Annotated in this window: 16 protein-coding genes and 1 pseudogene; 8 read left to right on the top strand and 9 right to left on the bottom strand. The window is 70.8% G+C overall.

Annotated features, from left to right (window positions below; translation table 11 throughout):
* The 6 genes and pseudogenes from CT688_RS13965 to CT688_RS13940 form a co-directional block, all read right to left on the bottom strand.
* On the bottom strand, positions 1–1,626 hold the full coding sequence (locus CT688_RS13965; protein ID WP_107757392.1) for a Na+/H+ antiporter subunit D: 1,626 nt from the start codon (positions 1,624–1,626) through the stop codon (positions 1–3).
* On the bottom strand, positions 1,623–2,246 hold the full coding sequence (locus CT688_RS13960) for a Na(+)/H(+) antiporter subunit C (RefSeq protein ID WP_107757391.1): 624 nt from the start codon (positions 2,244–2,246) through the stop codon (positions 1,623–1,625). Before CT688_RS13960 ends, CT688_RS13965 begins: the two co-directional genes overlap by 4 nt.
* Positions 2,243–5,287, bottom strand: coding sequence for a Na+/H+ antiporter subunit A (locus tag CT688_RS13955; protein WP_107757390.1), 3,045 nt, complete (start codon positions 5,285–5,287; stop codon positions 2,243–2,245). Before CT688_RS13955 ends, CT688_RS13960 begins: the two co-directional genes overlap by 4 nt.
* A gap of 131 nt (positions 5,288–5,418) precedes the next feature.
* Positions 5,419–5,931: a hypothetical protein gene (locus CT688_RS13950; protein WP_107758221.1), complete on the bottom strand. Its 513-nt coding sequence runs from the start codon at positions 5,929–5,931 to the stop codon at positions 5,419–5,421.
* A 286-nt stretch (positions 5,932–6,217) separates the two neighbouring features.
* Positions 6,218–8,484: pseudogene (locus tag CT688_RS13945) on the bottom strand (AAA family ATPase).
* Positions 8,485–8,547: 63 nt separating this feature from the next.
* Positions 8,548–9,969, bottom strand: coding sequence for a M20/M25/M40 family metallo-hydrolase (locus CT688_RS13940; RefSeq protein WP_231750352.1), 1,422 nt, complete (start codon positions 9,967–9,969; stop codon positions 8,548–8,550).
* A gap of 121 nt (positions 9,970–10,090) precedes the next feature.
* On the opposite strand from CT688_RS13940, the gene CT688_RS13935 reads away from it, so the two are divergent.
* Positions 10,091–10,786 (top strand): hypothetical protein, encoded by a 696-nt coding sequence (locus CT688_RS13935; RefSeq protein ID WP_107757389.1) that lies wholly within the window; start codon positions 10,091–10,093, stop codon positions 10,784–10,786.
* Positions 10,787–10,816: 30 nt separating this feature from the next.
* Here CT688_RS13935 and CT688_RS13930 read toward each other — a convergent pair whose 3' ends face one another.
* Positions 10,817–11,572, bottom strand: coding sequence for a hypothetical protein (locus CT688_RS13930; protein ID WP_107757388.1), 756 nt, complete (start codon positions 11,570–11,572; stop codon positions 10,817–10,819).
* 5 nt (positions 11,573–11,577) lie between these two features.
* Positions 11,578–12,054, bottom strand: a complete 477-nt coding sequence (locus tag CT688_RS13925; RefSeq protein WP_107757387.1) for an SRPBCC family protein — start codon at positions 12,052–12,054, stop codon at positions 11,578–11,580.
* Between the two features lie 284 nt (positions 12,055–12,338).
* On the opposite strand from CT688_RS13925, the gene groL reads away from it, so the two are divergent.
* The 7 genes from groL (at position 12,339) to CT688_RS13910 (ending at position 18,050) form a co-directional block, all read left to right on the top strand.
* A complete protein-coding gene (gene groL, locus CT688_RS13920; RefSeq protein ID WP_107757386.1) occupies positions 12,339–13,961 on the top strand; it encodes a chaperonin GroEL in 1,623 nt (540 codons plus the stop codon).
* 336 nt (positions 13,962–14,297) lie between these two features.
* Positions 14,298–14,441, top strand: a complete 144-nt coding sequence (locus CT688_RS17550; RefSeq protein ID WP_017837824.1) for a hypothetical protein — start codon at positions 14,298–14,300, stop codon at positions 14,439–14,441.
* 66 nt (positions 14,442–14,507) lie between these two features.
* Complete coding sequence (locus CT688_RS17545) at positions 14,508–14,666, top strand: hypothetical protein (RefSeq protein ID WP_017837823.1); 159 nt, start codon at positions 14,508–14,510, stop codon at positions 14,664–14,666.
* 376 nt (positions 14,667–15,042) lie between these two features.
* On the top strand, positions 15,043–15,186 hold the full coding sequence (locus tag CT688_RS17540) for a hypothetical protein (protein ID WP_182611964.1): 144 nt from the start codon (positions 15,043–15,045) through the stop codon (positions 15,184–15,186).
* 116 nt (positions 15,187–15,302) lie between these two features.
* Positions 15,303–15,464 (top strand): hypothetical protein, encoded by a 162-nt coding sequence (locus tag CT688_RS17535; RefSeq protein ID WP_182611963.1) that lies wholly within the window; start codon positions 15,303–15,305, stop codon positions 15,462–15,464.
* A 369-nt stretch (positions 15,465–15,833) separates the two neighbouring features.
* A complete protein-coding gene (locus CT688_RS13915) occupies positions 15,834–16,943 on the top strand; it encodes an alpha/beta hydrolase family protein (RefSeq protein ID WP_107757385.1) in 1,110 nt (369 codons plus the stop codon).
* 210 nt (positions 16,944–17,153) lie between these two features.
* Entirely contained in the window at positions 17,154–18,050 is an 897-nt protein-coding gene (locus CT688_RS13910) for an alpha/beta fold hydrolase (protein WP_107757384.1), read from the top strand.
* Here the strand turns inward: CT688_RS13910 and CT688_RS13905 are convergent.
* Positions 18,013–20,193 carry a prolyl oligopeptidase family protein gene (locus CT688_RS13905; RefSeq protein WP_107757383.1) on the bottom strand — a complete coding sequence of 727 codons (2,181 nt, stop codon included), beginning with the start codon at positions 20,191–20,193 and terminating at the stop codon, positions 18,013–18,015. The genes CT688_RS13910 and CT688_RS13905 overlap by 38 nt on opposite strands.
* Between the last annotated feature and the right edge of the window lie 57 nt (positions 20,194–20,250).

The following is a 20,250-nucleotide window of genomic DNA, read 5'->3' as shown; positions in this document are numbered from 1 at the left end:
TCAGCGCACCCCCGTCACGGAACCGACGTAGCGGTCGGGCGTCGCGTCGAGGGGGATGGTGTCCAGGTAGTCATGCCGCTCCATCAGGCTCTCGGCGGCCCGGTCGGTCACCCCGAGCAACGGGCCGGCGAAGACTGTCATCAACAAGGAGACCACGATCAGGGCCATGGTGGGTGCGACCATGCTCAGCGGCATCCGGCCCACCTCCTCGCGCTCGTCGAACTCCACGTACTCGTCGGAGGGCAGCAGTGCCAGCGGCTTGGCCAGGGCCACCGCACCCTCCGGGGCGTCGGCCCGGGGACGCCAGAACGCCTTGGACCACACGCGCACCATCACGTAGAGCGAGAGCAGGCTGGTGACCATCGCCCCGGCGACGAGGACCCACATGAGCGGACCTCCGACCTCGGCGCCGGCCTGGACCACCGCGAGCTTGCCGATGAACCCTGAGAAGGGCGGGATGCCCCCGAGGTTGAGGGCGGGGATGAGGAACATCACCGCGAGGACGGGGCTGGCCACCGCGAGCGAGCCGAGGCGGCGCAGGGAGGACGACCCGGCCTGCCGCTCGATCAGTCCGACCACCAGGAACAGTGTGGTCTGGACGATGATGTGGTGTCCGACGTAGTAGATCGCCGCACTCAGCCCGTACCCGGTCGACAGGGCGATGCCGAAGATCATGTAGCCGATGTGGCTGACGAGGGTGAACGACAGTATTCGTTTGATGTCTGACTGTGCGATGGCGCCGAGGATGCCGATCACCATCGTGAGCAGACCCGCCACCAGGAGGACGCCGTCCATGGACCCACCGGGGAACACGAGGGTGTGGAAGCGGATGATCGCGTAGACACCCACCTTGGTCAGCAGTCCGGCGAACACCGCGGTGACGGGGGCGGGCGCGGTGGGGTAGGAGTCGGGCAGCCAGGTGGACAGGGGGAAGACGGCGGCCTTGATGCCGAACGCGACCAGGAAGACGGCGAAGATCGTGTTCCGCAACCCCTCCGGGACCTCGGTCATCCGCACGGAGAGCTGCGCGAGGTTGAGTGTGCCCGCGGCCGAGTAGGTCAGTGCGATGCCGAGCAGGAAGACCATCGAGGACACCATCGACACGACGGTGTAGGAGACCCCGGCGCGGACGCGCTCCTGACTGGCGCCGAGCGTGAGCAGGACGTAGGACGCGGCCAGCAGCATCTCGAACCCGACGAACAGGTTGAACAGGTCGCCGGCGATGAACGCGGCGTTCAGTCCCGCCGCGAGCGCCAGGTAGGTGGGGAGGAAGATGGAGGTGGGCTGGTCGCCGTCGCCGTCGCGGACACCCTGGCCCACGGCGTAGATGATCACCGTGAGCAGGACGATCGCCGACACACACAGCATGAGCGCGCTGAGCCGGTCGGCCACCAGGGTGATGCCCACGGGCGCGTCCCATCCGCCCACCTGCACGGTGTGGACGCCGTGTTGGTCGGTGAGCACCAGCAGGACGCCGGCGATGACCAGCACGACTGTGAGGGTGACGACCGTGATGATGTTCTGCACGCGGGGTCGGCGGGAGACCACCAGACACAGGGCCGCGGCGAGCAGGGGTATGAGGACGACCGAGGGGATGAGGTAGCCGAAGAGGTCGGGGGAGATCACCGGCCGCCCTCCCTTCCGTCGTCTCCGTGGTCTCGGTCGTCCCCGTCGCTCCGGCGCGTCGTCCTCCGGGGGCGTCGGGCGGGCACGTCGCGCCCGCGGGCCCCACCTCGCGCCTCCGCTTCGGCCTCCGCTTCGGCCTCCGCCTCGGCGTCCGTCAGGTCGTCGTCGTCGTAGTCGACGTGGTCCCCGAGTTCGGTGGGTTGACCTGTGCTGTGGTCGTCGGACAGGTCCCGGTCGGGCGCGGACCAGGCGTCGGTGGGTGAGCGCTTGGCGATCTTGGTGTCCTCGGCGTCGTCGGCGACCTCATCAGCGGTGGTGAACTGGTAGGAGCGGTAGGCCAACGCGAGGATGAAGGCTCCGACGCCGGCCGTGATGACGATCGCGGTGAGGATCATCCCGTGGGACAGGGGGTCGGAGTCGGCGGCGTCGGGGCTCCGGCCGCGGCCCATGATGGGCGGACTGCCGGGCGGGCCTCCCGCGGCCAGCAGGAGCAGGTTGATGCCGTTGGAGAAGATCATGATCCCCAACAGGATCTTGATGATCGCCCGTTCCAGCAGCAGGTAGACCCCGGCGGCACAGAGCAATCCGGCGAGCAGGAGCAGCCCGAAATCGGCGGTCATGACGTGCCTCCGGTGGGGGAGCCCTGGTTCTCCGCGGCCTCGCGGCGGGCGGCGCGGTGGGCCGCGAGGTCGGACCGCGCTCCGTCGGAGTCCACACCGGGGACATTGCGCAGGGCGGCGGTGGACGGCGAGGCGGTGGCGTCCACGTAGATGGCGCGCAGCTCCTCGAGATCCTCGGCGTCCAGATCGAGTCGGGCGCCGAGGCTGCGGAGGATGTCCAGGACCAGCCCCACGACGATGAGGTAGACGCCGGCGTCGAAGAGCAGGGCCGTGACGAGCTTGACCTCACCGAACACCGGGAGCGTGGCCTCGAACGTGGCGCTCGACAGGGCGGGGGCGCCGAAGAACATGGACGCCGTGGCCGTGCCCGCCGCGAGGAGCAGGCCGAGCCCGAGGATCCGTCCCGCGTCCACGGGGACGGCCTCGCCGAGTTCGTAGCGTCCGCCGGCGAGGTAGCGCAACACCAGCGCCAGGCCCGCGACCAGGCCACCCGCGAACCCGCCGCCGGGGTTGTTGTGGCCGGCGAAGAAGAAGAACAGGCTGAGGACCATCATCGTGGGGAACACGAGCCGGGTGGTGACCTCGAGGACCAACGAGCGGGCGCGCGGGTCGCGGACGGTGGCGCCGACGAGCCACCGGCCGGGGCTCGCGCCGGGAGCCTCGATCACGATCCGGGCCGCCTCGACGCCGCGTCGACCGGAGCGGGTCTTGTCGACGTCGGCCAGGCGCGGACCGGAACCGTAGCGACGGTTGCGGAACACGAGACTGGCCACGCCGGTGGCCGCGACCAGGAGAACTGTGATCTCGCCGAGGGTGTCCCACGCGCGGATGTCCACCAGGGTGACGTTGACGGCGTTGGCGCCGTTGCCGATCCGGTAGGCGATGTCGGGGAAGTCGAGCGAGACGGCGGGGTGCTGGCGCGCGTTGATGGCGTAGGCACCGGTGATCACCACGAGCAGACCGACGCCGATCCCGAGCCAGGCCCGGAGTCGGCGGTAACCGTGTGAGAGCGGGACCTCGGCGGGCATCGTGCGCAGCACCAGCACGAACGCGACCATCAGGAGCGTCTCGACCAGGGCCTGGGTGAGCGCGAGGTCCGGGGCGCCGTGGAAGGCGAAGATCACGGCGAGTCCGTACCCGGTGACGGACATGCAGATCACCGCGGCGAGGCGGTTGCGCAGCACCGCCGCGGCTACCGCGGCGAGCGCCATGGGGATCATGACGATGAGCACCACGGGGTTCGAGGACAACTCCATGCGCAGGCCCTCGCGCGTCCCGGCGAGGAGCGAGACGAACGGGAACAGCACGAGGGTCACGAGGATGATGCCCAGGGTGAGGGGGAGTGAGCCGCGCTGGATGCTCGCCGTCAGGCGCAGGGAGAGCGTGTCGAAGAACCTCAGGACGGCGTCGTAGATCCGGTCGGCGTTGCCGAGCGCCGGAGATTCGAACTGCATCCTCTCCACGGTCCGCTGCGCCACGTAGAGCAGGGTGCCCAGCACGTAGACGACCAGGGTGAGCGCGAGCGGGATGCCGACCCCGTGCCACAGCCCGAGATGGTAGCCCTCGGGGCCGCGCCACGGGCTCCCGGGCGGGAACGCCACGTCGACGTAGCGGGCGATGAGCTCCTCGACCGGGGCGTTCCACAGGCCCAGCACCAGACCGGAGACCGCGAGGACGGCGGGCACCGAGAGGAACAGTGGTCCCGCCGGTCGGGATCCCGCGACGGCGGGGCTGACGCCGCCGGGGAAGGAGCGCTTGGATCGGAACGCGCCCATGACCAGCCGAGCGGTGTAGGAGAAGGTGAGCACGGACCCCGCCACGAGCCCCGCCGTGACGACCAACGACGGCATCCCGTGCAGTCGCTCCTCGGACAGGACGGTGGCGAACGCGGCCTCCTTGCCTATGAAGCCGAGGAAGGGGGGCAGACCGGCCATCGAGGCGGCGGCGAGGGTGAAGACGAGAGCGAGTGCGGGACGGCGATGTCCCAGCCCCGACAGGTCGCGGATCTCCCGGGTGCCGGTGGTCTTGTCGATCACGCCGACGGACATGAACAGGGCCGATTTGAACAACGAGTGGGCGAGCAGCATCGTCAGCCCGGCGAGCATCGTGTCGCGCGACCCGATACCCACCAGGACGAGGAGGAATCCGAGCTGACTGACGGTGCCGAAGGCGAGCACGAGCTTGAGGTCGGTCTCGCGCAGGGCCCGCCACCCGGCCATGAGGAGCGAGACCAGACCCAACACGATGAGCGGCAGCTGCCAGGTGGACGAGCCCGACAGGCCGGGGGTCAGGGCGGCGACGAGGAAGACGCCGGCCTTGACCATGGCCGCCGAGTGCAGGTAGGCGCTCACCGGCGTCGGGGCCGACATGGCGCCCGGGAGCCAGAAGTGCAGGGGCGCGATCGCGGACTTGCTGCCGGCTCCGACGATCACCAGCACCAGTGCCCAGTGGATGAGCGGACCGGACGGCGGCGAGGAGACCACGTCGCTGATCAGGTAGGACCCGGCGGACTGGCCGAGGATGATCATCCCGACGAGCATGGCCAGACCGCCGAGGGTGGTGACGAGCAGCGCCTGGGTGGCCGCGCGACGAGCGGTGGCCCGCGCGGCGTAGTGGCCGACCAGGAGGAAGCTCAGGACGGAGGTGATCTCCCAGAAGATGTAGAGGAGGATCATGTTGTCGGCCACGACGAGGCCGAACATGACTCCGGCGAAGGCCACGAGCTCTGCGGCGAACAGGTGCAGGCGCGGTTCGTCGTCCTGGAAGTACCAGGTGCAGTACACCAGGACCAGGGCGCCCACGCCGAGGGCGATGAGGGCCAGGAGCGCCGACAGGGCGTCCATCCGCAGGTCCAGCGCGAGGTGGATCTCGGGCGCCCACCGGACGGACTCGGTGGGGACGCGGTCCAGGTTGGCGGCGACCCACACCGCGCTCGCGGCGGGCACCATGGCGAGGACGAGGAACGCCCGGCGACCGAACCTCAGCACCAGGGGGATCGCGATCAGGGTGGCCACGGCGTGGGCCGAGAGGATCGCGATCACCGGCGGCTCCTCTCGAGATGTGGACCGGGACACGACACGCGGACGCTCCCGCCTGATGGGGCGGGTGCCGGAGGTCGACCAGGGTCTGGGTTCTCCGGGAAGTTTACAGAAGGCCTCCGTCCCGGCCCTTCTCAGCGAAGGTGGAGGAGGGTCGCCGCACTCAGGAGTGCGGCGATGGAGGCCTCGGAGGGGGACCGTCCGAAACCCATGGCCCAGGTCGCTCGGCGGCCGCAGGTGGCCCGCAGGATCGTGCACCAGGACTCGGAACCGTCGAACGCGTCACCCTCGTACTGGTGGAAGCGCTCGATCTCCACGCGGGCTCCGATCCGGCCCAGCATCTCGGACATGGCGGTGAGGTCCCCACAGGACTCGGTGGTGAGGCGGTGGGCGGTGAACTCCCCCGGGGCGGAGGGGTCCCGGGTGGCCAGGATCGCCTCATATGCGGTGATCCCGCGGCCCAGGGGGCGACGCGAGAAGTCCGCCAGGTGGAAGTGGTCGGTCGACGGCGCGTAGGTGTCGAGCAACTCCCGCCAGTCCAGGGTCCCCGCCTCGTCGGCGAAGCCGCGCGGCAGGCGGCGCCCGAACCGCTCGGCGAAGGGGCAGGCGCCCGGAGCGGTGGTGCGAGGGGGGGTCGCCCTGCTCACGCGCTCGGTGGGCCGGGTGGGAAGACCGGTCGGATGGTGTGGTGGGTGTGGTGCGGTGGTGCGCATGGTGTTCTCGTCTCGGACGTCGGTTCGGGGACCGACGGAGATCGAGCAACCACGCAACGGGGGTGCCGGTCTTCAGGCCCCGTTACGTCCGGTTACTACGAGAATCTTCCGCATGGCGGGAGAGTCTAGACGGCGGGGCGGACGGCGACAAGCCCGCCCGTGTGGCCCGGGCGTGAACCCGTGTGGCCCGGGCGCGAACCCCGACCGCCCGACACCGGTCCTAGGACTCTCGCCGCTCGGCGTACAGGCGCAGGCTCTCGACCTGATCGGGTTCGAGGGAGGGCGGGACCACCCGCCGTGCGCGGGCCACGTCATCCGCGGTGACCTCCGCCGCGTCGATGTCGCGTCGCATGGCGGTGAGGGCCGACTCCCGCAGGAGTGCCGCGCAGTCCGCCGCGGAATACCCGTCCAGATCCGCGGCGAGCGCGGCCAGGTCCACGTCGTCGGCAAGCGGCACGCTGCGACCGGAGGCGCGGAGGATGTCGGCGCGCGCCTCGGCGTCCGGCGGGGGGACGAAGACGAGCCGTTCGAGCCTGCCCGGCCGCAGCAGCGCCGGGTCGATGAGTTCGGGACGGTTGGTCGCGCCGAGGATCACCACGTCGCCCAGCGGCTCGGCCCCGTCGAGCTCGGTGAGCAGCGCGGCCACCACGCGATCGCCGACACCTGAGTCCCCGGTCTGGCCCCGGCGGGGAGCCAGGGCGTCGATCTCGTCGAGGAAGACCAGCGACGGAGCCGAGTCCCGAGCCTTGCGGAACAGGTCGCGCACCGCCTTCTCCGACGAGCCGACCCACTTGTCCATGAGCTCGGCGCCCTTGACCATGTGCACCGTGAGGCGGCCACTCGCCGCGAGCGCCCGGACGACGAAGGTCTTCCCGCACCCGGGGGGCCCGTAGAGCAGGACCCCCGCGGGGGTTGGACTCCCAGGCGCTCGAACGAGTCGCGGTGCTGGAGGGGCCACAGGACCGTCTCGGTGAGGGCCTGGCGCACCTCCTCCATGTCGCCGACGTCGTCCAGCGTGATCGATCCCAGGCTCAGCTCCTCGGTCCCCGAGCGGGAGAGCGGCCGGATCACGGAGATCGCGCCGAGCAGGTCCTCCTGCTCGAGGCGGGCCGTGACCACGTCGGCGTCCGGAGCGCTCTCGCCGTCCCGGTCGCTGGCCCGGTCTCCCGCCCGTTCCGTGGCCCGGCCCGCGGCGCGGAGAGCCGCCTCGCGGGCCAGCGCCCTCAGGTCGCCCGCCACGTACCCGGGCGTCCGGTCCGCCACCGCGGGCAGGTCGAGCTCGCCGGTGGGCACGTCCCGCAGGAGTACCCCCAGCAGCGCCGCGCGGTCGGCGGCGCCGGGCAGGGGCAGGTCCAGCACGCGATCGCAGATGTCGGGTTCCCGCAGCCGGGCGTCGGCGTCCTCGGGACGTACACAGGTGGCCACCAGCACCGATCCCGGGTGTGCGACCACGGAGCGCAGCCGGTCCAGCACCAGGGTGGACACCGGCTCGGTCTGCGCCGGCAGAAGTGCCTCCACGTCGGTGACGAGCAGGATCCCGCCGTTCTCCCTGGCGCGCTCGGCGGCGGCCCGGACGGCCTCGAGCCGCCCCGCCGCGTCCAGGGATCCCACTGACGGGCCGTCGAGCACCTCGAGCCGCCGGTCCCCGGCGACCGACCGCACCAGCGTGGCCTTGCCGACGCCGGGCGGTCCCGCGATCAACACCCCGAGGTGCGGTGAGGTTCCCAGTGTGCGCAACAGGTCCGCCCGGTCCAGGGCGAGGGTGAGCCACTGCTCCAGCACCTCCGCCTGGTCGGCGAACCCCACCAGGTCCCGTCGGTCGACGGCGGTGATCGCCGGGTCGGGGGCGGGCGCGCCCACGCTCTCCGCCGAGCGTGGTGAGACACCGCGGGGGCTCGTCGTCGTCGGACCGCGACCGGGGTCCGAGGCTCCCGCGGCGACCACCGCGGTGGTGGGCTGCACGGAGACGACACCGTCCGGCACCGTCGCGGTGACGGTGAGCAGCGCGGTGCTCCACTGCACACCCATGGTGTTGCGCAGAGTGCGGGAGGTGTCGCCGGTGGGGAAGTCGGGACCGAGGTCACGGGGCAGCAGGGTCACCGAGTCACCCACTCGCAGTACCTTGCCCAGCAGTGCGGACCGCAGGACCCGCTCGGCCACGCCCCGGCCCGCGGGCGGCAGGCCCTGGACCTCGACGGACTGGGCGCCGGTGACCCGGGCGGCCCGGACGGTCACCCGCGCGTCCTCGCCCAGGCCGCAGTTGGCGGCGACCACCTCGTCCACCACCAGGATCCCGCTGGGGGCACCGGTCGCGGCGGCGGCGACCACGGCCGCCGTCGTGCGCGCGCCCACGATCTCGAGGGCGTCCCACTCCCGCATCCCCAGCGCCAGGATCACCTCCGGGTGCGCCCGGACGATGCCCCGGCGGGAATCGGCTGCGGACGCCGAGAGGCGGAGGGTCAGGTCCAGATCCGGGCGGGGGTTCACGCGTGCGAGCGTATCGCCGATCCCGCCACGGCCGCGCCACGCACCACCCCGCGGTCCCCGGGGTCAGCGGAAGCGCTGCAGGAACGCGGCCTCGGCCAGCGCGATGCGTTCGATCTCCCCCGGGTCCACGCTCTCGTCGGGGGAGTGGATCGCGGCGGCCGGGTCCTCCACGCCGAACAGCGCGATCCCGGCCCGCGGATGGGCGTCACGGAGAGCCGTGCACAGCGGTATCGACCCGCCCGAGCCGACCTCCGCCACCTCCGTCGTGCCGTACGCCTGCGCCAGACACTCCGAGAGCAGGTCGTGCACGGGATCCGACCCGTCGGCGGGGACGGAACTGAACGGGAAACCCACGGTCTCCCTCTCCACCGACACACGCGCGTTCCAGGGGCGCCTCCGCTCGATGTGCGCTGCGAGGAGCTCCTGCGCCTCGAGCGGGTCGGTGCCGGGGGGGACGCGGAGGTTGACCAGGGCCCGGGCGTGTGGCTGGACCGCGGCGATCGCGCCCTCGACCGGCGGGCAGTCGATCCCCAACACGGTGACCGCCGGGCGCGACCACACCAGGTCGGCCAGCGGGGCTGCGGTCGACGGCCGGACCCCGTCGAGGATCCCGGCGTCCGCGCGGAAGGCGTCCTCGTCATACGGCCGCCCGGGCCACCGCCCGGAGAAGTCGAGACCGTCGACGGTCGTGGCGCCGGTCCCCGGGTCGCGGAGCGAGGCCAGGATCGACACGAGCGCGCCCAGCGCGTCGGGCGCCGCGCCCCCGAACTGGCCCGAGTGGACCCCGGCCTCGAGCGTGTCCACGACGACGACGACGTTCGCGATCCCCCGAAGACTCGTCGTGAGCGTGGGCTCGCCCACCGAGACGTTCCCCGAGTCCGCGATGAGGATCGCGTCGGCCGCCACGAGGTCGGGTCGCGTGGCCACCAGATCGTCCAGGCCCCCTCCGCCGGTCTCCTCGGAGCCTTCGACGACGATCCTGATCCCGAGGCCGTCCAGCGGGTCCAGCGGGTCCGGGCCCTCCAGGGCGGCGAGTGCTCGGAGGGCGGTGAGGTGGGCGACCAGGTTGCCCTTGCAGTCGGCGGCCCCACGGCCGTACCAGCGGCCGTCGCGCTCGGTGAGCTCCCACGGCGGGGTGGTCCATTCGTCGGGATCGCCGGCGGGTTGTACGTCGTAGTGGCTGTAGAGGAGCACGGTGGGGCGGCCCGGGGCGGCGGGGCGGTGGGCGAACACCGCCCGCGAGCCGTCCGAGGTCCCGACGACCTCCACCGCGTCCGGACCGAGGCCGGGCACCGGCAGCTCGCCGAGCAGCCTGCGGACCAGTTCGCAGGCCCGCGCACACGCCTCCGGTTCGGAGCCGTGAACCGACGGCAGTGCCACCAGCTCGGCGAGGTCGGTGCGGGCGCGACCGAGCTGCGTGACGACCGCGTCGGCGAGTGGGGTCAGGGACGGGTGTGGGGCCCGGAACGGAGTGGAGGCGGACATGGGGGCCAGCCTAGTTCCGCCGTCCGACCCCGCTCCCGCCGGAGGCCGCACCGCCCGAAGATGAACAACTCGCGACCAACATGAACGGAAGATGAATCAGGAATGAAGTACAGTATCCGTCGTGACCTACGTGATCGTCGTCACCCCAGCTGACCCGGCCTGTCGCGACGCGGCCCACCTCGATGATCTCCCCGCCCACGTCCGGGCTGATCTCCTCGAGCTCCGCGACCAGGTCAGTACTCGCTTCCCCGAGGCGGACGCGGTGGGTGAGACCGGTGCACTCACCCGGCGGCCGCACATCGACGGCGTCGGCGTGGTGATCCATCCCGGGGTGATCACCCGGCCCCTGGTGGTCAACGCGGTGATGCGGTACGCGGCCCCCCACCAACTGCTGGTGACCACTCCGGAACTCGGGCTGGTGGCCGATCCGCGCGTGCGGATCGACATCGACGTCCACCGCCGGCCCACCACCGCCGGCGCCGGCATCACCGACCACGCCGTGCGCGGTCGGCCGCACGGGACCCTGCCGTGGGTGACGCACGAACTGTTGGAGCAGCTGGTGCGCGCGCTGGAGGTGGAGGGGGACCGGCTCGAGCTGGACGTCGACGAGGACCGGTGGTTCCGATACGAGCGCGCCGGGGACGCCCTGCGCATCCAGGTGGCCGACGGGCCCGGGGTCCCGCTCGTCGGCCGGACCCTCGAACTCGGAGAGGTCGAGGCCGCGGCCTCGACCGGGTGGGCCTGGGCGCGGGGTGACCGCAGTTGGCTCGGTGAGGTGCCGGGCGCCCCGATGGCCGAGGAGGTCACGGCGGCCTGAGCCGTCCGAGTAACGCCGGGTCGGCCTGGTTCAGACCGAGTTGTCGTAGCGCAGGGACGCCACCACGGCATCGATCGTCGCCTCCGGCTGGACCCCCGGCTCGTCCTCGTCGGACATCAGGACGAACACGATCGAGGCGGGGGATCCGTCCGTCCCTCTGGTCGACACCGCGATCGTGTCGAACCGGATGGTCGGCGGGGTGCAGGAGTCGCGGGGTGGCCGGACCGCGCCTCGGAGCGAGACGTACCAGGCGGGAACCCCCGAGACGCCGATGCTGCGGGCCTCGGGCACGGGGACGTCCGCACCGTTCCTGGTGAAGCGACGGTCGATCGAGTCCGCCATGGCCCGCGAGGCGGACTCGGCCTGCTCGCGCGCGTCGCCCGGGAGCATCGTGCTGATGCCGGACAGGGTGCGGAACGACAGCCCTGACGCGGCGCAATAGCCGCGGTCGGCGATCGCGTTGGCGGTGGTGACGTACCCCGAGCCCCAGTCCGACCCCGGGTCCTGCGGGACGTCCGTGTCGCCCGGCGCGGGTGCGCCGAACGGGTCGCCCACCTCCCAGTCGGGTGGGACCGAGTAGACCAGCCCGGTCGGACTGCGCACGTCCTGCCATCCGCCGGGCGGCGGGCCCGCGGCCAGGGTGGGGCCGGGCTCCTCGCGGTCGGGGGTGTCGGGGTCCGGGCCGTCAGTCCAGATCGCGCACCCGGTGAGCGTCGCCGTGAGGCAGCCCGCGAGGACCGTCGAGATCCCGGCCCGGACCCCTGCGGCGACGCCCACCCCGGACATGCGGGTCAGCCCTGCTCGACGAGGGCCTTGATCCGCTTCAGGGAGGTTGACACGCCCCTGTCCATCTCCTTGGTGAACGAGGGCTGACCGCCGAAGAGCTTCTCGGTGAGGAACGTCGAGATGAACGTCAGTCCGCTCGGGACCTCGCGACGCTCGGTGAGCCGGGTTCGGCCTCCCGGGAGGGAGGCGAGCTCGAAGACCCAGACGGTGGTGTTCTCGGTGATGCGGTTGGCGAACCGGCGGCCGGGTTCGAACTCCACGACCCGGCTGGTGGTGGGCCAGAAGAGCGGACCACGCCTGTTGATGTTGAGTGCTCGCGTACCGGCGGTCGTGCGACCACCGAGTGCGACGACCTTGTACGCCTGGGTGCTCCACTGCGGTGCGTTGCGGACCTCGGAGACGACCTCCCAGACCCGGGCGGGTGGGGCGTCGATCTCGATCGAGTTCTCGATGGTGCCGACGGGCGCGGACTCGGGGGACATGGGTGGCCTTCCGACGGGGATGGGGCGGGATCGCGTCTCGATGGTAGGGGACCGGGCTCCGGCGCGCGTGTCGTTCGCCCGTCGCGAACAGTGCCCCGGGCCCTTTGCACTCGTCGGGGGCGAGTGCTAGAAAAGCGCTTGGCACTCGGCTACCCTGAGTGCCAGCAACACCTGAACTGAGGTCGCAAGGTGAGGCGCGGATCTGACACGGTCCGCACCGTCCGTCGCGGGCGCCGACGCCGACCACATACGTGTCACCCCACACCCGGAGGATGATTCACCCAATGGCAAAGATGATCGCGTTCGATGAAGAGGCCCGCCGCGGCTTGGAGAGCGGTCTCAACCAGCTCGCCGACGCCGTGAAGGTCACGCTCGGCCCCAAGGGGCGCAACGTCGTGCTGGAGAAGAAGTGGGGCGCCCCCACGATCACCAACGACGGCGTCTCCATCGCCAAGGAGATCGAGCTCGAGGACCCGTACGAGAAGATCGGTGCGGAGCTCGTCAAGGAGGTCGCCAAGAAGACCGACGACGTCGCGGGCGACGGCACCACCACCGCCACCGTCCTGGCCCAGGCACTCGTGCGCGAGGGCCTGCGCAACGTGGCCGCCGGTGCCAACCCCATGGGCATCAAGCGCGGGATCGAGAAGGCCGTCGAGGCCGTCACCGCGCACCTGATCGACTCCGCCAAGGAGATCGAGACCAAGGAGCAGATCGCCGCGACCGCCGGCATCTCCGCCGCCGACCCGGCGATCGGCGAGCTCATCGCGCAGGCGATGGACAAGGTCGGCAAGGAGGGCGTGATCACGGTCGAGGAGTCCCAGACCTTCGGCCTGGATCTCGAGCTCACCGAGGGTATGCGCTTCGACAAGGGCTACATCTCGCAGTACTTCATGACGGATCCCGAGCGCCAGGAGGCGGTCATGGAGGATCCGTACGTCCTGCTGGTCTCGGGCAAGGTCTCCACCGTCAAGGACCTCCTCCCGCTGCTGGAGAAGGTCATCGGCGAGGGCAAGTCCCTGCTCATCATCGCCGAGGACGTCGAGGGTGAGGCGCTGTCCACCCTCGTCGTCAACAAGATCCGCGGAACCTTCAAGTCCGTCGCCGTGAAGGCTCCGGGCTTCGGCGACCGGCGCAAGGCCATGCTGCAGGACATCGCGATCCTCACCGGCGGGCAGGTCATCTCCGAGGAGGTCGGCCTGTCGCTCGAGACCGCTGACATCTCGATGCTCGGCAAGGCGCGCAAGGTCGTCGTGACCAAGGACGAGACCACCATCGTCGAGGGCTCGGGAGACCAGGCCCAGATCGAGGGACGGGTCAACCAGATCCGCGCCGAGATCGAGAACTCCGACTCGGATTACGATCGGGAGAAGCTCCAGGAGCGTCTCGCGAAGCTCGCCGGCGGCGTCGCCGTGATCAAGGCGGGCGCCGCCACCGAGGTCGAGCTCAAGGAGCGCAAGCACCGCATCGAGGACGCGGTCCGCAACGCCAAGGCCGCGGTCGAGGAGGGCATCGTCGCCGGCGGCGGCGTCGCCCTGGTCAAGTCCGAGGTCGCCGTCGACGGCCTGTCCCTCGAGGGCGAGGAGGCCACCGGCGCGAAGATCGTCAAGTTCGCGCTGAGCGCCCCGCTCAAGCAGATCGCCTTCAACGCCGGCCTCGAGCCCGGCGTCGTGGCGGAGAAGGTCCGCAGCCTCCCGGGTGCCCAGGGCCTCAACGCGGCCACCGGCGAGTACCAGGACCTGCTGGAGGCCGGCATCAACGACCCGGTCAAGGTGACCCGCTCCGCGCTGCAGAACGCCGCCTCCATCGCGGCGCTCTTCCTCACCACGGAGGCCGTCGTGGCCGACAAGCCCGAGCCCGCCGCGCCCGCGATGCCGGGTGGCGACGAGATGGGTGGCATGGGCTTCTAGTCCAGCCCGACCACGCAGTGGGGCCGTGGCCCGCACCGGGAGGCACTCCGGTGCGGGCCACGGCCTTGTCGCGTGCTGGGGACCGTGTGTGCCGACCGCTCCCGGGCCGGGTCGGGGCCGGTTCGGGCCCGGTTCGGGGCGGTCCTCGGGGGCTGCTCGTCCCGCGCTCCTCGTGACGGCGTGTAACACGGACGTCATCTATCGGGCTTCGCGTAAAGAGCCTGTGATCTGCGGTTAAGGTGCGGTTTCGTCCATTGTGATGGACATGTGTCTCTTTTTAGAGTCGCTGTCAGGCGCCTCAGAGGGCGCCGTGAGCGCACGAGAACGGAGAACACCATGCCCGACTTCGGTCAGCTGTCAGACCTCTTCGGAGGGATCACCGACATCCTCGGAGCCGTCGTCACATTCACCGGGTCGCTGGGAGGCGAGGGGGGCATGAACGACTTCTTCGATGCACTGTCGAGCATCAGCGCCGACTGATCCCGCCGGCCGATCCCAGAGTCACCTTCTCCAGAGACACACACCCAGCAGACCCAGGAGTGCACCATGTTCTTCCCCGAGTTCGGATCCCTCATCGGCGTCAGTGACGCCCTCGGCTTTGTCAACGACTTCCTCGGCGCGTTCGGAGACCTCTTCTCCGGCCTGGCCTACTTCACCGGAGGAGACTTCGAGGAGGCCCTCGCCGGCGGCTTCATGATGTGGTGACCTGAGCCTGCCGGGGGCGGCCATGCCCCCGGCACGAGGAGCGGCCCGCGCGATCTCCCTCGCGCGGGCCGCATTCGTGTCGGAGGAGGCCCGGAAAGTGGAGATGTCCCGGGGGTGAACAGCCCGTGCGCTCATGCCCTGGTGAGGAGAAGCTCACTCAACAGCGTATGCGCATTCATTTGAATGGTTTGCGCAGTTGAGAACGGATGTTAGGATTTCCTCGCATCCGTGATCTGGACCACTAAGGGTGGCCTCAGTTCGCCTCGTCGTCACCTCGGCGGGGGGGAGACGGACGTCACAATTGACATCAGAGTCGCTCAGATTACTCTGACTCTGGCCCCATGAGCCGGGGCACCACTTTCAAAGGGAGACACACATGCCTGACTTCAGCGCCATCAGCGCCGCCCTCACCGCGGTCAAGAACCTCATCGACGGCGTCGTCGGCTTCACCGGTTCGATCACGGGCGACGGCTTCATCGACGCGCTCGGCAGCCTCGGCGGGGACGACGTCTCCGCCTGACAGGCCCCGGCCGTAGCGCTCCGGCGCGAACGCCCCGGCTGCGGCGCACAGCAGCCGATCTCAGCATCATTCACTGATCCGGATCTCGCCGGATTGCAGCACTCAGGGAGAACATCATGGGCATCGATCTCGGTTCCATCGGCGACATCTTCGGCAAGGACGGCATCGTCGACCTCGCTGGCGGCCTTGTCGGCAACACCAACAACATCGTCAAGGGGATCGGCTACTTCCTCGGCGGCGACTTCCAGAAGGCCTTCGACGCCGGCTTCATGGCCTGAGTCTTTCGGCTGAACGGGATGGGGGCTCCGGGCTGTGCCCGGGGCCCTTTCTCGTGTCCCGATCGGTGTGGCGCCCAGGCCCGGGCCCCGAAGGTTGTATAGGAATTTGTTCATATCCGTAACAGCGGGCCGGCCGGCGTCGATAATGTTGACGTGAACCGCAAGGGTGGTCCCGCGGTTACCGACGGGCCGCCCGGGTATGGAATCCTCGGATAGGTGCCCCGCGGGCGCGAGACTCGGTCCTGCAGGCGCGCTTCCACCGGGAGTGTGCTTAGTGGGTCTTGTGTGACTACTGGGAATCGGGTTAGCTGTGCAGTGCGGGTCTGCCCGAGTCCGTCTGTGAACAACGAGAAGGTTAGGCGTCGGAATATGCGTTCAGTCAAGAGCGGTCGGTTGGGCACCAAGGTCGCTGCGGCGACCATCGCCGCGGCCATGGTCCCCGTCGTTGCCACGGGCACGGCCCAGGCACAGGGTGGAAACATCCAGTACACCAAGGCCACCGCCCAGAACAAGGTCGTCGAGACCCAGCTCCCCGACGGTCGACTGATCGTCTCGGTGTGGTCGGACAAGATGGCCATCGAGGTCCCGAACATCGTGCAGCGCCCGCGTGACGGGAACAACGGCGCGCCGGTGCTCTACCTCGTCAACGGCGCCGGTGGTGGAGAGGACTCGGCCACCTGGCAGGCGCAGTCGGACGTCCGGGCCTTCATGTCGGACAAGGACGTCTGGACCGTCACCCCGATCGGTGGAGCCTTCTCCTACTACACGGACTGGCAGCGCCACGACCCCAACGTCCAGACCCGCTACGCCCGCGAGACCGACCGCCCGATGGCGTTCGAGACCTACCTCGCCCAGGAGCTCCCGACCCTCTTCGAGGGCCGGTACGGCGGCAACTACCCGAACCGCAAGCGCAGCCTCGCCGCGATCTCCATGACCGCCACATCGGTCCTGACGATCGCCCAGAACCACCCCGGCCGGTTCCAGGCCATCGGCTCGTACTCGGGATGTGCCGAGACCTCGACCCCGATCGGCTACCAGTTCATCAATATCGTCACCGGCATGCGTGGCGGGGCGAACCTCGACAACATGTGGGGGCCCTACCCCGGTCCGGGCTGGGTGGCCAACGACCCGGTCGCCCAGGCGCCCAAGTTCGTCGCCCAGCGCGACAACGGCACCCTTCCGGCCATGTTCATCTCCACCGGCAACGGCCTGCCCGGGCCGCACGAATCCCTGGAGAACTGGCGCCTGCGCAACAGCATCCCGGCTCTGGCCAACCAGGCGATCGTCGGCGGCATCATCGAGGCGGCCACGCAGTACTGCACGGCCAACCTCGCACGCCGGTTCGCCGAGCTGCAGATCCCGGCCCAGTTCGACTTCGCGCCCAACGGCACGCACTCGTGGGGCTACTGGCAGGACGACCTCAAGCAGTCCTGGCCGATGATGGCCCAGGCGATGAACGCGCGCTACGGCCCGATCTGATCGGCTGACGCGCCCGGCGACCTCGGGTCCCGGAACCGACGGACCCCGCCCCACCACCACGGTGGAGCGGGGTCCGTCCTCATGTGTCGAGGCGGTGCGCCGGGCCGGCGCACGCAGGGCGCGGGGTGATCCCGCGCCCGCTGCGGACGACGTCGTGAGACCACCCCCCTGGGGTGAGCTCCGGAGGTGGCCCACTGGCAAACTGTACGCATGACCAAGACGGACGACCCGCGCCGTACCGAGCTTCGCCACACCGATGGCAGCACGAGCCCGCTGCTCATGGTGGAGTCCGCCGTCCCGGGAAGCACCAGGCCCGCCGTCCTGGTGCTTCCAGGCATCGCGGTCGGCGCCAGGTATTACCTGCCGCTGGCCAGGGCGTTGGCCGCGGCCGGGGTGTACGTGGCGATCACTGAACTGAGGGGCCAGGGCGAGAGTACCCACCGCATCGGCCGCGGCGGGGGAGCGGCCGGGTACCACGAGAGTGCCGCCGAGGACGTTCCGCTCGCGCTGGACGCGATGCAGCGCGAGTTCGGGGCGCGGCGGGTGGTGCTGCTGGGCCACAGCATGGGCGCGCAGATCGGGGTGTACCACCTGGCGCGGCGCGATCCCCGGGTGGTGGGCCTGGTGGCGGTGGCGGCGCAGTCCCCGTTCCACCGCGGGTACCCCCGGCGCATCGGACGGCGTCTGCGATTGGGCTCGATCCTCCTGCCCACCATCGGATGGCTGGCGGGACACGTCCCGGGACGGTTCTTCGGCGCGAGCGGTCGGATCCCGGCCGACCGCATCAGTGACTGGTCCCGTCTCGCGGCCCGGGGCGACATGCAGCCGGCGCGCGCCGATCTCGACTACCGGGAGGGCCTGACCCGCGTCACGGTCCCGGCGCTGTCGGTGGTGATCGCCGACGACCCACTCGCCCCCGAGAGCGCCGCTCGTGGGCTGCTGGCGATGCTCCCCGCCGCCCGGACCTGCCTCGAGGTGGAGCCGGAGGCGCTGGGCCACAACACGTGGGCGCGCACACCCGCGCAGGTGGTCGCCCGGGTGCTGGCCTGGATGGACCGGGAGGTGGCGCTCAGCCCACCTGGGGACGACGAGGCAGCCGACGCCTGAAGAACTCGTACGTGAGCACCGCCTTCCGGGCCTCCTGCGAATTGTCGGCGGCGCCGGCGTGGCCGCCCTCGACGTTCTCGTAGTACGCGACCTCGTGCCCGGCCGCCTCGAGCGCGGCCGTCATCTTGCGGGCGTGGCCCGGGTGCACGCGGTCGTCCCGGGTCGAGGTGGTCATGAGGACCGGGGGGTACGGGCCCTCGGTGGCCGGTCGGACGTGCTGGTACGGCGAGTAGGCGCCCAGGAAATCGTCCCAGTCGTCCGAGTCGGGGTCGCCGTACTCGGCCATCCAGGACGCGCCGGCGAGCAACAGGTGGTAGCGCCGCATGTCCAGGAGCGGGACCGCGATCGCGAGGGCCCCGAACAGTTCCGGGTATCGGGTCAGCATGACGCCCATGAGCAGGCCACCGTTGGATCCGCCGGTCGCCCCCAGCTGGTCGCGGGTGGTGACCCCGGTGGTCACGAGGGCCCGGGCGACGGCCGCGAAGTCCTCGAACGCGCGGGGCCGGTTCTCCCGGACGGCGGACTGATGCCACGAGGGCCCGTACTCGCCGCCGCCCCGGATCCCCGCCACCACGTAGGCGCCCCCTCCGGCGAGCCAGAGCGCCCCGCGCAGGGCCGCGTACGACGGTCGCATCGCCACCTCGAAACCGCCGTAGCCGTAGAGGATGGTCGGTCTGGGCCCGTCGGGCCCGGGGCCCCGCATCACGGTGTACGGCACCGAGGTGCCGTCGTCACTCACAGCCGTGTGACGGGAGACCTCGATGCCGGTGGCGTCGAAACGGTCGGGGGTGGACCCGAGTGTGGTGGTGGTGCCGTCCGCGCGGAGTAACACCAGCGAGGGCGGGACGATCGGACCGGAGACCGCCAGGACGGCGTCATCGGGGTGGGGGCGCTCGTTCCCGTCATCCTCGTCGTCGCCCCCGACGTCGCCCCGGCCGGACAGGCGGTCGCAGGACAGCACGTCCACCGACACGTGGTCCGGTAGCCCTTCGACCGGACGGGGCTCCCAGGCCCCGTCCGCCGACCCGGGGATCGCGTACGCCTCGAGACGGGACTCGGTGTCGTCGAGGATCGTCAGCAGGATCCGGCCCCGGCCCCAGGTCACGTCCTCGACCGTCGTGGAGGGGGTGGGGGAGAACAGCACGACGGGCTCGGGCAGTCGCGAGGGATCGGCGTCGACGGCGGACCACGGCACCACGAGGACCGAACCGCCGGGGTGGGATCGGCCCGCGACCTCGAGGTCGGTGCGCGGGCGCAGCAGCAACCAGTCCCCGCAGGAACTCACCCGACAGTCCTCGGGCACCGGAATCCGGCGGGGCGCCGTGGTGGCGGGATCGACCCCCGGGGACCAGAACCATTCCTCGGAGGAGTGGAAGTCCGGGGCGCGACTGGCCGTGTACCGGCCCGAAGTGAGGTCGTACGAGGCCCCCACCGCCACGTCCTGCGTCCGCCCGGAGAAGATGACCGGGGCGTCGAGCGGGTCGGACCCGCGGTGCCACACCCTCGCCAGGCGCGGGTAGCCGGAGTCGGTGGCGTCCGATCCCTCCGGGTCCAGCGGTGAGGACAGCAGCAGCGTGTCCCGGTCCACCCAGGACACCGAACTCTTGGCCTCCGACAGTCGGAACCCGCCTTCGGACTCGGGGACGAACCGGCGGGTGGTCAGGTCGAACTCGCGGACCTCCACCGCGTCCGCGCCCCCGCGTGAGAGCCGAAGCAGCGCCCTGTCGTCGGCGGGACGCCGGACCACCGCTCCCGAATAGACCCAGTTGACCCCTTCCTCCGCCGCCAGGGTGTCCACGTCCACGAGGGTGTCCCAGGCCGGGTGATTGACGCCCGGAGCGCCACTGACCAGCACGGACCACGGCACCCGTCGCCACAGCCCGCGGGGATGGTCGGCATCCCGCCAGAAGGTGTAGGCGTACCGGCCCCGCAGGACCGGCCACGCGATGCGGTCGGTGGCGTCGAGGATCTCGAGGGCGCGCGCGTAGGCGGCCTCGGCCTCCGGGCCGGAGGCCAGGTCCGCGACGGTGCGGTCGCTACGTACCCGGACCCACTCGAGAGCCTCGGCCGAATCGACGTCCTCGAGGTGCAGGTACGGGTCGGCTGACGCGGGTGAGTTGTCGGGCGATACGGGTGAGGTCATGCCCCGATGATGCCGTGTGCGGCGTGGGGACATCCGTACCGGAGGTAAGAAATACAC

This window comes from Dietzia sp. JS16-p6b, assembly GCF_003052165.1.
Classification (GTDB): Bacteria; Actinomycetota; Actinomycetes; order Mycobacteriales; family Mycobacteriaceae; genus Dietzia.
Note: the sequence above shows the minus strand (reverse complement) of the source record. Positions and strands in the feature narration are given on the sequence as shown.